Here is a 14570-nt window from a genome sequence, read left to right as displayed (position 1 = left end):
GCCGGTCGGAAGTGAGAGACAGGGCCCGCGCCGCGACCTAGGGTAAATACTTCAAACCATTGGATTTATTTATTGACGGGTGGATTCTCGGGCTCCTATAGTCGGCGCCCATGGAAACAGAACGCCTGTCGGATCGCTCCGACCTCTCTCCGCTGAACATCGTCGGCGATGCCGGTGTCGATCTGGTGCTCGGGTCGCTGGACGGTTGGCCCACGATCGGCACCGAGCTGCTGATGCCGCGCAGCGAATTGCGTGCAGGCGGCTCCGGCGCCAACTCGGCGCTGGCCGCGCGCCACATCGGGCAACGCGCCCATCTGATCTCCGCCGTGGGGCAGGACCAGCTTGGTCACTGGCTCGCCGAGCAGTTCACCGGACTGCGCACCAGCCTGGAGGTCTGCGATTGCGAGACCACCATGTCGGTCGGTCTGATGCACGCCTGCGGCGATCGCAACTTCTTCACCACGCAAGGCCATCTGCAACGCTTGTCCGCCGCGCATGTGCTCCAGCATCTGCCGCCGGTGGGCGGGCAGGGCGCCCGGCCCGTCGCGCGCGACGGCACCGCCCCCATCGCGCTCTTCACCGCGCCCTTTCTGCTGACCGAGCTGCGCGCCGACTACGAGGCGCTGATGGCCGAGGTCGCCGCGCGCGGCTACCGCATCGCGCTGGACACCGGTTGGCCGCCGGAGGGATGGCGTGACGGCACGCTGTCTGAAGTGCGCCGCTGGCTGCGCCACGTCGACCACCTTCTGATCAACGACCTGGAGGCGCGCAGCATCGCCGCCACCGAGGACCTGGAGCTGGCGCTGCAACGCATCGCCGCGGAGCTCAAGCCCGAGGCCTGCTTGATCGTGAAGGTCGGCGCGCGCGGCGCGCTGGGCCTGGAGAACGGCCGCCGCGTGGAGCACGCGATCGAGCCGGTCGACATCTTCGACACCATCGGCGCCGGCGATGCCTTCAACACCGGCTATCTGTCGTCGCGGTTGCGCGCGGCCGGCATGGCCGAAGCGCTGGCCGCCGGTTGCCGCACCGCGGCCGCCATCCTCGCGCGCTTCCCGCGCAAGACCATCCGCGCCGGCGAGTTTGCCGACTGCGTCGCCTGAACGTCCGCATCGAGGCCCCGCCATGAAGCACCGTGCATTGATCGTCGGCTACATCCTGCTGATCTGGTTCGTGATCTCCTTCGTCACCAACCTGATCGGCCCGCTGATGCCGATCATCATCCAGGACTTCAAGCTGAGCCTGGCCATGGCCGGCTTCCTGCCCTTCTCCTTCTTCCTGGCCTACGGGCTGGTCTCGATTCCGGGCGGGATGCTGGTCGAGGCGAAGGGATCGCGCACCACCATCCTGGTCGCCTTCGCGCTGAACTTCGTCGGCTCGCTGGCGATCGCGCTGATGCCCAGTTATGCGACGGCCATCGGCGGGCTCTTCGTCATCGGCCTGGGCATGGCGCTGCTGCAGGTCGTCATCAATCCGCTGATGCGCACGGCCGGCGGCGAGGCGCACTTCGCCTTCTTCTCGGTGATGGGGCAGCTGGTCTTCGGCCTGGCGTCCTTCCTCAGTCCCTTCGGCTTCAAGCTGCTGATGGAGCGGCCGGACGCGGGCGGCGGTCTCGCGTGGGTGCCGTTCTACTGGATCTTCGCGCTGGGCTTCATCCTATTGATCGCGGCCAACCAGACGCTGCCGCTGCCCGAGGTCGAGCTCAAGGACGATGAGCGCGCCGGGGGCTGGGCCGCCTACAAGGAGCTGCTCGCGCGCCGCGATGTGAAGCTCTTCTTCCTCGGCGTCATGGCCTACGTCGGCACCGAGCAGACGTTGGCCAACTGGATGTCGCAGTTCCTCGCCACGTACCACCACTTCTCCGCGACGGAGGAGGGTGCCGATGCGGTGGGCCGCTTCTGGGGCCTGATGTCGCTGGGCTGTCTGCTCGGACTGGGGCTGCTGAAGCTGCTGGACTCGCGCGTGGTGCTGGCCGGCTTCACCGTGCTGGCCATCGCATGCGCGGCGCTCGCGCTCTTCGGTCCGGCCGGCGTCGCGCTGTGGGCCTTCCCGCTGTGCGGCTTCTTCCTGTCGGTGATGTTCTCGGTGGTCTTCTCGCTGGGGCTGAACTCGGTCCCGCGGCATCACGGCGCCTTCTCCGGCGTGCTGTGCACCGGCATCCTCGGCGGCGCGGTCGTGCCCATGATCGTCGGCGTGCTGGGCGACGCCGTCGGGCTGCGCGCCGCGATGTGCGCGGTGTTCCTGACCCTGGGCTACATCCTCGCCATCAGCGGCTGGGCCCGGCCGCTGGTGCGCAATGAGACGGTGCCGCTGTCGCGCCTGATCGCGCAGCTCAAACCCCGGCAGCAGGCCTGAATCCCGTCATCTCGCGTACCGCGGCCGGTCGGGCCGGGACGCTCATCGCCTGTAGGGCGGCCCCACGGCCACGACGGCCCCAAGACAAGACCTCAGAGACAGCAGAGATCGCAGAGATCGCAGAGATCGCAGAGATCGCAGAGACAAACCAAGAGAGAACCTTAGGAGAAGAGGACCATGAGAACCCCCCATGCAGCGACCCGCCGAGGCGCATTCACCCGCACCATGACCGCCGCCGCGGCCGCCTGGCTGGCGTGCGCCGGCGCGGCTCACGCGCAAGACCTGGCCCCGGCGAAGGCCGCCGAGGCCGCGGCGTCGGACGCCGCCAAGGACGCGCCCAAGGACGCCAAGGCGGCGCAGGACAAGGACGCGCTGCCCACCGTGATGATCAACGCGACGCGCGTGAGCTCCAGCCTGCTCAAGACGCCGGTGGCGGTCACCGCGATCACGCAGGAGGCGCTCAGCCGCGAAGGCATCCATGATGTGCGCGGCCTGTCGGGCACGGTGCCCAATCTGCAGATTTCCTCGGGCGCCGACTCCGGCGTGCAGGTGAGCATCCGCGGCATCGGCTCCTCCAACTTCACCGAGATCGGCGACCCCGCGGTCGGCCTGCATGTGGGCGGCCTGTACTCGCCGCGGCCGCAAGGCGCGCTGGCGCTGATGTTCGACCTCGAGCAGGTCGAGGTGTTGCGCGGCCCGCAGGGCACGCTGTTCGGTCGCAACTCGACGGGCGGCAGCATCAACATCCTGCCGGCCAAGCCGGAGTTCGGCGAGACCTACGGCAGCATGGAGGTCGACGTCGGCAACTTCCGCAAGCGCCAGGTCAACGTGATCCAGAACTTCGCGGTGAACGACAGCCTGGCGCTGCGCGCGACGATCACGAAGATCAAGCGCGACGGCTGGATCCATCAGCAGCAGGACTTCACCGAGGCCAACGTGCCGGAGAACGGCTTCGTGCCCGACGGCATCCCCGATGTCGACCAGCGCCGCAACGCGCTGGTCAAGGGCGGCCGCTACTACTACAACCGCGACGAGTGGGCGGCGCGCATCGCGGGCCGGCTCAAGCTGGGACGCGACGTCGAATGGCTGCTGGCCTACGAGCGCTTCCAGAACAACGGCGCGGGCGAAGTCGCGATGAAGGACTGCGACATGGCGGCGGGCACGGCCTTCGCGTGCACCGGCGGCAAGTGGGACGTGAAGATCAATGTGCCGGGCAAGACCGACATGTCCATCGGCACGCTGCGCTCCAACCTGGTCTGGAACATCAATCCCAACAGCAGCCTGGAGTACGGCTTCGCGCTGGCGGATCAGCGCCGCTCGCAGCAGTCGGACGACGACGCGGGTTATCAGCCGATCGCGCGTCAGGTGACGGTGCATCAACCGGTGGGCGCGGACGGAGACTGGGGCACTTGGCCGATCAAGGACGAGGGCTCGTACACGCTGGGCTCCAAATACAAGTCGCAGGTGCATGAGCTGCAGTACAAGGCCCACACCGACACGCTGCAGCTGGTGACGGGGCTGTTCTGGATGCACGAGAAGAACGCGATCGACTATGCGCAGGAGCAGTTGGTCACCGCGCCCTACGGCTTCGCGACCAGCCAGTACTACCACCAGCCCGATCGGCAGATCGATGCGAAGGCCATCTTCGCGCAGGCGGACTGGGAGTTCGCGCCGACCTGGACGGCGACGCTGGGCGGCCGCTTCAGCCGCGACAAGAAGGCGGACCAGGGCGGCAAGGTCTACGGGGGCTGGGACGGCTCGACGCCGGCCTATTACAACGGCCACTTCGATCCGGGCACGCCGGGGACGCCGGGCTTCCGCCCGCACAACGGCCGCGACCTGACCGAGCAGATGGGGCCCTTCGCCGGCACCGGCGCCTACGCGCAGTGGGGCGAGCCGGCGGGCAACGACCATTCGCAGACCTGGAAGAAATTCACCTACCGCCTGGGCCTGAAGAAGCAGCTCACGCCGCTGGACATGGTCTTCGCCTCGCTGGCCACGGGCTACAAGGCGGGCGGCTTCGGCGACAAGGACGACGCCTGCGGCGGCAAGGAGTGCGTGGACGGGCCGGCGGGTCCGCACTACACCTTCTTCCCCTACAAGCCGGAGACGGTGACCAACCTGGAGTTCGGCTACAAGGGGCTGATGCTCAACAAGCGCATGAGCCTGTCGGCGACGGTCTTCTTCAGCCGCTACAAGGACATGCAGGTCACGGGCGACTTCTTCGCCGCCAAGGTCAAGCACGACGGCCCTTGTCCGGACGACAACCCGACCTGCGACATCGTCACCAAGTGGCAGACGGTGAACGTCGGCGTGGTGAACATTCCGGGGCTGGAGCTGGAGGTCGACTACAAGCCCTGGACGGGGGCGCGGGTGGGGGCCTTCTTCAGCTACATCAACAGCAAGGTCAAGGACTACCCGTCCTTCAGCGACAGCTGGAACTGCGGCGTGCGCGCGGAGATGGGCGCGCCGGCCTGTCCGGATCCCTACGTCGGCCCGATCCGTGAATTTGCCGGCCGCCAGATCTACGACATCACCGGCAACCACCTGCCGCTGTCGCCCAAGTACAGCTTCGGCGTGAACTTCGCGCAGAGCTTCCAGCTGGGCGACGGGTGGGAGCTGACGCCTTGGGTCAACGTGAAGTGGCAGGACAAGATGTACTTCACGCTGCGCAACCTGGACAACGCGCACATCGGCGACGTGCAGAAGGGCTTCGCCAAGGTGGATGCCAGCGTGAAGCTGGCCTCGCCCAAGGGCTGGCGCGCGGAGCTGTACGTGCTGAACGCGACCAACAAGATGACGCGGAACTCCGCGCAGGACGGCGGCGGCTTCGTGCGGGGGTATTGGAATGATCCGCGGACGTTTGGACTGCGAGTGGGGATCGACTATTGATCGACCTGATCGGGTCGATCACGGCATCACGACATCACGGCGGATGAGGTGACGCGGGGCAAGACCTAGCCCTGCGTCGCCGACCTCCGCAACAGTGATCCTGGAAATGCAGAAGGCCGCTCATCGAGCGGCCTTCGTTCTTGTCGGTCCGGCGCCCGGGGCGCCGACACCGCTCAGCGAGTTGGCATCAAGGCGCCTTCGCTGCATCCAGGTGATATTGCGTCACCCGTTCAACTTCATTCTTGGAGCCCAGCACCACGGCCACGCGCTCGTGCAGCTTGGTCGGTTGCAGGTCCATGATGCGTTGCTTGCCGTTGGTGGCGGCGCCGCCGGCCTGCTCGACGAGGAAGGCCATCGGGTTGGCTTCGTACATCAGGCGCAGCTTGCCGGCCTTGTTGGGCTCGCGCTTGTCCCAGGGGTACATGAAGATGCCGCCGCGCGTCAGGATGCGATGCACGTCCGCCACCATCGAGGCGATCCAGCGCATGTTGAAGTCCTTGCCGCGCGGACCCGTCGTGCCGGCCAGGCACTCGTCGATGTAGCGCTTCACCGGCTCGTCCCAATGCCGCATGTTGGACATGTTGATCGCGAACTCCTTGGTGTCCGCGGGGATCTTCACGTCGTCGGCGGTCAGCACCCACGAGCCCTGCTCGCGGTCCAGCGTGAACATCGCCACGCCGTCGCCCACCGTCAGCACCAGCGTGGTCTGCGGACCGTAGACGCAGTAACCCGCCACCGCTTGCTGCGTGCCGGGCTGCAGGAAGTCGTCCTCGCTGACGCCCTTGCTGCCCTCGGCCTTCTTCAGCACCGAGAAGATGGTGCCGATCGAGACGTTGACGTCGATGTTGCTGGAGCCGTCCAGCGGATCGAACATCAACAGGTACTCGCCCTGCGGATAGCGGTTGGGCACTAGGTAGATGCTGTCCATCTCCTCCGAGGCCATGGCGGCCAGATGACCGCCCCATTCGTTGGCTTCGATCAGGACCTCGTTGGCGATGATGTCCAGCTTCTTCTGGACCTCGCCCTGGACGTTCTCGGACCCGGCGCTGCCCAGCACGTCACCCAGCGCGCCCTTGTTGACGCTGATGGCGATGCGCTTGCAGGCGCGGGCCACGACCTCGATCAACAGACGCAGCTGCTGCGGGATGTGGCCGTGCAGGCGCTGCTGCTCGACGAGGTATTGGGTCAGGCTGACGCGACGACTCATGACAAAACTCCGGAAGTTGAAATTCGGTGCGGGATCGCGGGCCCGGGCAAGGAGAGGGCCCGGCGACGGCATGCGGCCATCGCCGAGCGGTCTCGTCAGCCCTGGGCGGCCTCGGCCGGCGCGGCGTCGGCGGGCACCGCGGCCGGGCGCGGATCCAGCGCGAGCGCGCGCTCGATGATCTCGCGCACGTCGTTGGACAGATCCGGCTTGGCGGCGACGCGGGCGATGGCCTCGCGGGCGGCGCTGCGATAGGGCTGGGCCAGCGCGGTCCAGCGGTCCATCACGCGCGCCAGACGGCCGGCGACCTGCGGATTGATCGCGTCCAGCGCCAGCACCTGCTCGGCCCAGAAGACATAGCCCGCCGCGTCGGCGCGATGGAAGGCCGCCGGGTTGAACATGCACAGCGAGAAGATCAGGCTGCGCGCGCGGTTCGGGTTCTTGAGCGTGAAGTCGGGATGCTTCATCAGCTGCTTCACCCGCGCGAAGGTCTTGCCCTCATGCTCGGCGGCACGGCCTTGCAGCGCAAACCACTTGTCGGTGACCAGCGGGTCGCCCTTGAACTGCGCATGGAAGCGGGCCAGCGCGCTGTCCGCCAGCTCGGCCTGCGCGTGCACCAACGCGGCCAGCGCGCCCAGCCGGTCGGTCATGTTGCCGGCGTCCTTGAATCGCTGATACGCGCGGCCCGGCCAGACGCTGTCGCCGTTGCGCGTCGCGTTCAGGACCAGCATGGACAGCGCCAGATTGGCCAGCGCGCGCTTGCCGCTCTGGACCGGATCGGGCTGGTAGCCGCCGGCGATCTGGTGCTCCTCGAACGCCCAGATCCAGTCGGCCTGCAGCGCGGCGGCGAGCTGCGTCTGCGCGGCCTCGACGGCGGCGTGGATGGCTTGCGGATCGACCTCGGCCAGCTGCTCGGCGATGTAAGCCTCGTCTGGCAGTTGCAGCGCCAGCGCCTTGAAGGCGGGATCCAGCGCCGGGTTGCGCAGGACCGCGCGCATCGCGTCGATGTAGGCGGCGTCCAGCGTCAGCGTCTGGCCGCCGCGCACGGCGCCCAGGATGCGCGCCAGCGCCAGGCGCTGGCTGGCTTCCCAGCGGTTGAAGGCGTCGCTGTCGTGCTTGAGCAGCGTCAGCAGCTCGGCATCGCCCAGGCCGTCGTCCAGCACCACCGGCGCGGAGAAGCCGCGCAGCAGCGAAGGGACCGGTTCGCTCGGGACGTTGATGAACACGAACTGCTGCTCGGCCGCGTCCAGCACCACGACGCGCTCGGTCTCGGTGGCGCCCGCGGCGCCGTCCTCGCCCTGCAGCATCAGCGGCAAGGCCTGACCCTCGCGGCTCAGCAAGCCCAGCGCGACCGGGATCACCTGCGGCTGCTTGCCGTCCTGGCCCGGCGTGGCGGGCGTCATCTGCTGCAGCGTCAGCGTGTAGGTCTGCGCGGCGGCGTCGTACTGGCCGCGCGCCTGCAGACGCGGCGTGCCGGCCTGCGAGTACCAGCGCTTGAACGCGTCCAGACGGGTGGACAGCGCGGAGCCGGGATTGGCGTCGGCGATCGCCTGCGCGAAGTCGTCGCAGGTCACGGCCTGGCCGTCGTGGCGCTCGAAGTACAGCGACATGCCCTTGCCGAAGCCGTCGCGGCCGACCAGGGTCTGGTACATCCGCACCACTTCCGCGCCCTTGTTGTAGACCGTGGCGGTGTAGAAGTTGTTGATCTCGACGTACTGGTCCGGGCGCACCGGGTGAGCCATCGCGCCCGCGTCCTCGGGGAACTGGCCGGCGCGCAGCGCGCGCACGTCCTGGATGCGGCAGACGGCGCGCGCGCTGGGCGTCGCGGCCATGTCCTGGCTGAACTCCTGATCGCGGAAGACCGTCAGGCCTTCCTTGAGCGACAGCTGGAACCAGTCGCGGCAGGTGACGCGGTTGCCGGTCCAGTTGTGGAAGTACTCGTGCGCGACGATGGACTCGATGCGGTGGAAGTCCGCGTCGGTGGCGGTCGCGGGCGAGGCCAGCAGCGCCGAGGTGTTGAAGATGTTCAGCCCCTTGTTCTCCATCGCGCCCATGTTGAAGTCGGACACGCCGACTACCATGAAGCGCTCCAGATCCAGCGGCAAGTTGAAGCGCGCCTCATCCCACACGACCGAGGCGATCAGCGAGTTCATCGCATGCTCGGTCTTCTCCAGGTCGCCCTGACGGACGAAGACCTGCAGCAGATGGTCCTTGCCGCCGCGGGTGCGGACGCGCTGCTCACGCGCGACCAGGTCGCCGGCGACCAGCGCGAAGAGGTAGCTGGGTTTGGGGAAGGGGTCGTGCCACTTGGCCAGATGGCGGCCGTTGTCCAGCTCGGCCGTCTCCAGCAGATTGCCGTTGGACAGCAGCACCGGGTACTTGGCCTTGTCGGCGCGCATCGTCACCGTGTAGACCGCCATCACGTCGGGGCGGTCCAGGAAATACGTGATGCGGCGGAAGCCCTCGGCCTCGCACTGGGAGAAGAAGCCGCCGCCGGAGGTGTACAGGCCGGACAGCGCGGTGTTCTTCTCGGGCGCGCAGGTGTTGCGGATCTCGAGCGTGAAATCGGCGTCGGGGACGTTGTCGATGATCAGCTCGTGGCCCTCCTGGCGGAAGGAGACGCTCTCGCCGTCGATCAGCACGCGCAGCAGGTTGAGCTCTTCGCCATGCAGGCGCAGCGGGCCGTGGGCGACCGCGGCATTGCGCTCCAGGCGCATCTTGCTGGCGACCAGCGTCTTGGCCGGATCGAGGTCGAAGCACAGGTCGACGGTGCGGATCCAGAAGATCGGCGCGACGTAGTCCTCGCGGCGGACCAGGGTGGCAGTGCCTTCACGCATGACGGGCTTCCTTATGGGAATTGAAGTTGTCTCTTAGCGAGTTAAGGGCATGGGAAGCCCGTAGCGAGCGGCCCGAGATTGCGTGGAGCACCAGGGCCGTACCCGAGTACGGCGAGGAGCGCAGACGCGAGGTCGGGCCGCGCAGTAGGGCGGCACATGTCCTTAGACGCCCTGTTTGAGGGACGCCGTGATGAATGCGTCCAGATCGCCATCCAACACCTTCTGCGTGTTGGAGATTTCGACGTTGGTGCGCAGGTCCTTGATGCGGCTCTGGTCCAGCACGTACGAGCGGATCTGGTGGCCCCAGCCCACGTCGGTCTTGCTGTCCTCGAGCTTCTGCTGCTCGGCCTGACGCTTCTTCATCTCGTGGTCGTACAGGCGCGAGCGCAGCCGCTTCCACGCGACGTCGCGGTTGCTGTGCTGGCTGCGGCCGTCCTGGCACTGCACGACGATGCCGGTCGGGATGTGGGTCAGGCGCACCGCCGAGTCGGTCTTGTTGATGTGCTGACCGCCGGCGCCGGACGCGCGATAGGTGTCGGTGCGGACGTCCGACGGGTTGATGTCGATCTCGATCGAGTCATCCACTTCCGGGTACACGAACAGCGAGGCGAAGCTGGTGTGGCGGCCGCCGGAGGAGTCGAAGGGGCTCTTGCGGACCAGGCGGTGCACGCCGGATTCGGTGCGCAGCAGACCGAAGGCGTACTCGCCCTCGACCTTGATGGTGGCGCTCTTGATGCCGGCGACCTCGTCGTCGGTCTGTTCCTCGACCTCGGCCTTGAAGCCCTTGCGCTCGCAGTACTTCAGGTACTGGCGCAGCAGCATGCCGGCCCAGTCGCAGGCCTCGGTGCCGCCGGCGCCGGCCTGGATGTCGATGAAGCAGTTGCTCGGGTCGGCCGGGTTGTTGAACATCCGGCGGAACTCGAGTTCCTCGACCAGCTCCGTCAGCTTGGCCGAGTCGGCCTCGATGGTCTGCAGGCCGGCGATGTCGTTCTCTTCCTTGGACATCTCGTAGAGCTCGAGGTTGTCGGAGAGATTCGACGTCAGGTGATTGATGGTCTCGACGACCTTGTCCAGGGTGCGCTTCTCTTTGCCCAGTTCCTGAGCGCGCTTGGGATCGTTCCAGACGTTGGGGTTCTCGAGAGCCGCGTTGACTTCATTCAACCGCAGGGACTTGCGGTCGTAGTCAAAGGTACCCCCTTAGCGCGTCGGTACGCGCTTGCAGATCGGTCAGCGTGCTGCCGATCGCATTGATTTGCTCGATGTCCATGGTGTGTTCTTAGACGAGGGTGCGACCACCCGAAGGGGCGATCGAAACCGGGTATTTTCTCATGGCGCCACAGGGAGCCTCCCCAACAATGGTGGCATGGCTTCCGAGACTCCCGTTTCCCGCGCCGCGAGGCGCTTTCTGCGCGGCACCTGGCGCCTCACGGCAGCCCTGCTGGCGATGTGGGCGGCGGTCACCTTCGGGGTGGCCTTCTTCGCCCGCGATCTGACCTTCGAGCTCTTCGGCTGGCCCTTCAGCTTCTGGGTCGGCTCGCAGGGCGCGCTGATCGTCTACGTGCTGATCGTGGTGGTCTACGCCTGGGCGATGAACCGGCGCGAGGCGGAGGCCGCGGAGCTGCCGCCCGACCTCTCGGCCCAGCCCGAGCGAACTGAGCGCGCCGGGCGGATCTCGGGCTTCTGATCCGGCGCGGCCGGATCGGGGCCGCGCAGGTCAGCCGGTGGTCAGCCGGCGTTCGCGAACTTGGCGGCGGCCAGTTGCCCTTGCAGGTCCGTGACCTGGGCGCGCAGCGCGACATTCTCTTCCTGCAGCGCCTTGACCTGGGCGCGCAGCAGCGCGACGGCGGGATCCTGCTCCAGCTCGCCGTCCTCGTTGACGGGGACGTCCAGCACGGCGACCGCGGCCTCGGCGACCGCGTCGCCGGCGGCCTTCTTGCCGACCTTGGACTCGCGCACCCGCTTGGCGGCCTGACGCAGCTCCTTCTTGCCGCCCGCGGCGGCGGCGGCCTGCTCCTCGGCGGGCAGCTCGGCGATGACGGCGGCGGCGCTGATGGAGACCTCGCCCGACTTCACCGCGGCGACCAGCTCCGGCGCGGCCGCCTTCTGGATCTTCTCGATCTGGCCGACGGTGGCGCTGCTGATGCGCGCGGCGCGGGCGATGGCTTCACGGCTCTTGAGCGGCGGAGCTTCGGGGACGACGGCGTCGCTGGCGTTGGCGGTCGACCCGGCGGCGGCGGCGGTCGCGTCGGGCGTCGGGTCGTCGAGGACCGCCAGGCGGCGGGCTTCCATGATTTCCTTCTTGCGCAGCGCGAGCACGCCGCGTTGGAAGTCGGAGACGCTGCGGCGGCCCAGGTGCTGGTCGATCATCCACAGGTGCACGTCCTCCATCGACTTGAAGCGCGTGTTCTGGATGGTCTGGAAGGGCAGGCCGTGCTTGGTGCAGATGCTGTGGCGGTTGTGGCCGTCGATCAGGATGTCGCCCCACAGCACCAGCGCGTCGCGGCAGCCCTCGGCGAGGATGCTGCGCTCCAGCGACGCGTACTCGTCCTCGGTCAGCGGATCGATGTAGGCCTTGAGTTCTTCGGTGACGATGATGTTTTCCATGGGGACGACAGCAGCAGCGGGGGCGGGTAGGGCGGAGCGGATCGCGGCCCGCGACCCGGTGAACGGGCGCAGGTCGCGCAGGCGACGGACGTCGCCGGAAAAGGGCGGCATTCTGCCCAATCCGCGGCGCTAAGCTGGCGCACCCCGACCACGTGGGTCGGATTTCCACGATTTCCGGGACATTGCCCGCGATGAGCGCGACCCCTTCAGATCCTTCCCTCTCCGAAGCCCAGGGCGATGGTGCTGCTGCTGCCGGCGTCGACGTGCTCGTCGACGGTTGGGACTACCCGACACCGCACTGCCTCGCGGTCAGCCCCCGCGCCGAGGACATCGACGGCCTCAATCACACCAACAACGCGGTCTACGTGCGCTGGTGCGAGCAGGTGGGGTGGTCGCATTCGGTGGCCTTGGGCTTGGACATCGAGGACTACCGCCGGCTGGACCGCGCGATGGCGATCCGGCATGGGGGGTATGACTATCTGCTGCCTTCCTTCGAGGGAGAGGCGCTGGTGCTCGGGACGTGGCTGACGGCGGGGGACGGGAAGCTGTCGATGGAGCGGCGTTTTCAGCTGCGCCGGGCGGGCGATGGGCAGACGGTGATGCGGGGCAAGTGGGACCTCGTGTGCATCGACATCAGCGGGGGGAGGCCGAAGCGGATGCCGGCTGAATTCATCGAGGCGTATCAGGCGGCGGTGGTGTCCGCGGGGTGAGCAGGGCCATCGCTGGAGCACCTGCGGAGACCCCTCTCCCCCGCCCTCTCCCCGCAAGCGGGGCGAGGGGGTAAGACAAGGGCGGGGAGTCGGAGAGGATTCAGCCGAGGAATTCCTGGACGGCGCGGGCGAGGGCCTCGGGCTGGTCGTGGTGCATCATGTGCGCCGCTTGCTGGAGCGTGACGCGTTGGAGGTCCTTCACGACGCTCAGGCGAGTGTCGAAGTCCTCGCGCGGATAGCGGTCGCCCCACCATTGCGAGAGCCGCGTCTCGCTGCCCTCGACCCACAGCGTCGGGGCGGTGATGGCGGACCAGCAGGCCAGCGCCTCGGCCTTGCGATACAGCACCGGATTGGTCCGCTTGTGCGCGGGGTCGCCGAGGATGTGCCAGCGGCCGTCCTCCGCCTGGCGGGACCAGCGCGGGGCGAGCCAGCGGGCCTTGTCGGCGCTCAGGCGCGGGTTGGTCTTCATCAGCCGCTGCGCGACGCCCTCGACGTCGTCATAGGTCTTGAGCTGCTGCGGCTGCTTGAGCTCGTCCAGCCAACTCGCGAGCCGGCCCGGCGCCATGTCGGGCGTGGTCTCGGGGAGGCCGAAACCTTCGAGGTTCACCAGCCTGCGCAGGCGCTCGGGACGGACGCCGGCGTAGCTCATCGCGATGTTGCCGCCCATGCTGTGGCCGATAAGGTCGACCGGCGCGTCGGGGCTGACGGCGTCGAGCAGCGCGTCGAGGTCGCCGAGGTAGTCGGGGAACCAGTAGGAGTCGCCGCCGTTGCCGTCGGTGAGGCCGAAGCCGCGCCAGTCGATGGCCACGGCGCTGCGGTCTTCGCGGAAGGCGTCGATCATGAACTGGAATGAGGCGCCGACGTCCATCCAGCCATGGACCATCACCAGCAGCGGACGCGTGCCGTCCGGCGGCGGGCCCCAGCGCAGCAGGTGGTAGCGGAGACCGCGGAGCGTGAGGAACTCGCTGCGCGGGGCGCGGCGGACGGCGTAGTCGGTGGAGGACGGGGCAGGGCTCATGGATGAGCACTGTAGGGCGGAGCAGGGGAGAAGGCTTTCGCCATGGAGACAACGGGCGGGCGCGAAGACCCTCTCCCCCGCCCTCTCCCGCAAGCGGGCGAGGGGGCCACAAGTGCCTCGCGCGTAGGCGCTCGGTGACCACGACTCCCTCTCCCGCAAGCGGGCGAGGGAGCAATGCGGCGGCGCTCGGCGTGGCTTCAGTGGGGCCCGAAAGACCCTCTCCCCCGCCCTCTCCCGCAAGCGGGCGAGGGGGCCACAAGTGCCTCGCGCGTAGGCGCTCGGTGACCACGACTCCCTCTCTCGCAAGCGGGCGAGGGAGCAATGCGGCGGCGCTCGCGATGGAGACTCCCTCTCCCGCTTGCGGGAGAGGGCAGGGGAGAGGGTCTTCCGGCTCTCCCGCAAGCCCGGTGTACCCTCCGCGCCGACCGATCTATGCCAAATCCTTCCCGACCATGTCCACCCCCTACACCCTCCGCCCCGCCCGTCCCGCCGACGTCCCCGCCATCGTCGGCCTGATCGGCGAGCTCGCCGATTTCGAGAGCCTGTCGCACCTGATGGAGGTCACACCCGAGAAGCTCCACCCCCATCTCTTCGGTGATCAACCCGTCGCCGAGGCGCTGGTCGCCGAGCACGCCGACGGCACGGTCGTCGCCTTCGCGCTCACCTTCGTGAACTTCTCGACCTTCCTGGCCAAGCCCGGTCTCTATCTCGAAGACCTCTACGTCCAGCCCGCCCACCGCGGCGCCGGCCTGGGCAAGCGCATGCTGACGCGCCTGGCGCAGATCGCCGTCGAGCGCGGCTATGGCCGCTTCGAATGGTGCGTGCTGGACTGGAACGAGAACGCCATCCGCTTCTACGAGAAGATGGGCGCCGCCATCCTCCCGGACTGGCGCCTGTGCCGCGTCACCGGCGAGTCGCTCGCGCTGCTCAGCGAGCGCGCCGACGGCTGAGCC

The 14570-nt window shown here is 68.0% G+C and carries 11 protein-coding genes; 6 read left to right on the top strand and 5 right to left on the bottom strand.

Annotated features, from left to right (window positions below; genetic code table 11):
- The first annotated feature begins 110 nt into the window (after positions 1-110).
- The 3 genes from ABDW59_RS12770 to ABDW59_RS12760 all read left to right on the top strand — a co-directional run bounded on the left by ABDW59_RS12770 (position 111) and on the right by ABDW59_RS12760 (position 5244).
- Positions 111-1100: a carbohydrate kinase family protein gene (locus ABDW59_RS12770; protein ID WP_343630219.1), complete on the top strand. Its 990-nt coding sequence runs from the start codon at positions 111-113 to the stop codon at positions 1098-1100.
- Positions 1101-1122: 22 nt separating this feature from the next.
- Positions 1123-2352: an MFS transporter gene (locus ABDW59_RS12765; RefSeq protein WP_343630218.1), complete on the top strand. Its 1230-nt coding sequence runs from the start codon at positions 1123-1125 to the stop codon at positions 2350-2352.
- Positions 2353-2529: 177 nt separating this feature from the next.
- Positions 2530-5244 (top strand): TonB-dependent receptor, encoded by a 2715-nt coding sequence (locus ABDW59_RS12760; RefSeq protein WP_343630217.1) that lies wholly within the window; start codon positions 2530-2532, stop codon positions 5242-5244.
- A 187-nt stretch (positions 5245-5431) separates the two neighbouring features.
- On the opposite strand, the gene ABDW59_RS12755 is transcribed toward ABDW59_RS12760, so the two are convergent.
- The 3 genes from ABDW59_RS12755 to prfB form a co-directional block, all read right to left on the bottom strand.
- Positions 5432-6451, bottom strand: coding sequence for a class 1 fructose-bisphosphatase (locus ABDW59_RS12755; protein WP_343630216.1), 1020 nt, complete (start codon positions 6449-6451; stop codon positions 5432-5434).
- Between the two features lie 95 nt (positions 6452-6546).
- Complete coding sequence (pepN, locus tag ABDW59_RS12750; RefSeq protein WP_343630215.1) at positions 6547-9285, bottom strand: aminopeptidase N; 2739 nt, start codon at positions 9283-9285, stop codon at positions 6547-6549.
- 162 nt (positions 9286-9447) lie between these two features.
- Positions 9448-10552 (bottom strand): peptide chain release factor 2 gene (prfB, locus tag ABDW59_RS12745; protein ID WP_343630214.1). Its coding sequence is split into 2 segments (ribosomal slippage): positions 9448-10470 and positions 10472-10552, totalling 1104 coding nucleotides; the frame shifts between segments, so codons are not numbered across the junction.
- 96 nt (positions 10553-10648) lie between these two features.
- Between prfB and ABDW59_RS12740 the strand changes: the two genes are divergently transcribed.
- Positions 10649-10969 (top strand): sodium/substrate symporter small subunit, encoded by a 321-nt coding sequence (locus tag ABDW59_RS12740; RefSeq protein WP_343630213.1) that lies wholly within the window; start codon positions 10649-10651, stop codon positions 10967-10969.
- A gap of 41 nt (positions 10970-11010) precedes the next feature.
- Here ABDW59_RS12740 and ABDW59_RS12735 read toward each other — a convergent pair whose 3' ends face one another.
- Positions 11011-11889 carry a plasmid replication/partition related protein gene (locus ABDW59_RS12735; protein WP_343630212.1) on the bottom strand — a complete coding sequence of 293 codons (879 nt, stop codon included), beginning with the start codon at positions 11887-11889 and terminating at the stop codon, positions 11011-11013.
- Between the two features lie 191 nt (positions 11890-12080).
- On the opposite strand from ABDW59_RS12735, the gene ABDW59_RS12730 reads away from it, so the two are divergent.
- Complete coding sequence (locus tag ABDW59_RS12730) at positions 12081-12599, top strand: thioesterase family protein (protein WP_343630211.1); 519 nt, start codon at positions 12081-12083, stop codon at positions 12597-12599.
- Between the two features lie 100 nt (positions 12600-12699).
- Here the strand turns inward: ABDW59_RS12730 and ABDW59_RS12725 are convergent, their stop codons facing one another.
- Positions 12700-13617 carry an alpha/beta hydrolase gene (locus ABDW59_RS12725; protein ID WP_343630210.1) on the bottom strand — a complete coding sequence of 306 codons (918 nt, stop codon included), beginning with the start codon at positions 13615-13617 and terminating at the stop codon, positions 12700-12702.
- 452 nt (positions 13618-14069) lie between these two features.
- Here ABDW59_RS12725 and ABDW59_RS12720 point away from each other — a divergent pair, with 452 nt between their 5' ends.
- A complete protein-coding gene (locus ABDW59_RS12720) occupies positions 14070-14567 on the top strand; it encodes a GNAT family N-acetyltransferase (RefSeq protein WP_343630209.1) in 498 nt (165 codons plus the stop codon).
- Positions 14568-14570: the final 3 nt, after the last annotated feature.

Origin of the sequence: Roseateles sp. (assembly GCF_039595295.1) — a bacterium.
Taxonomy (GTDB): Bacteria; Pseudomonadota; Gammaproteobacteria; order Burkholderiales; family Burkholderiaceae_C; genus Roseateles.
The sequence above is the reverse complement of the archived record's forward strand: the minus strand, read 5'-3'. Positions and strand labels throughout refer to the sequence as shown.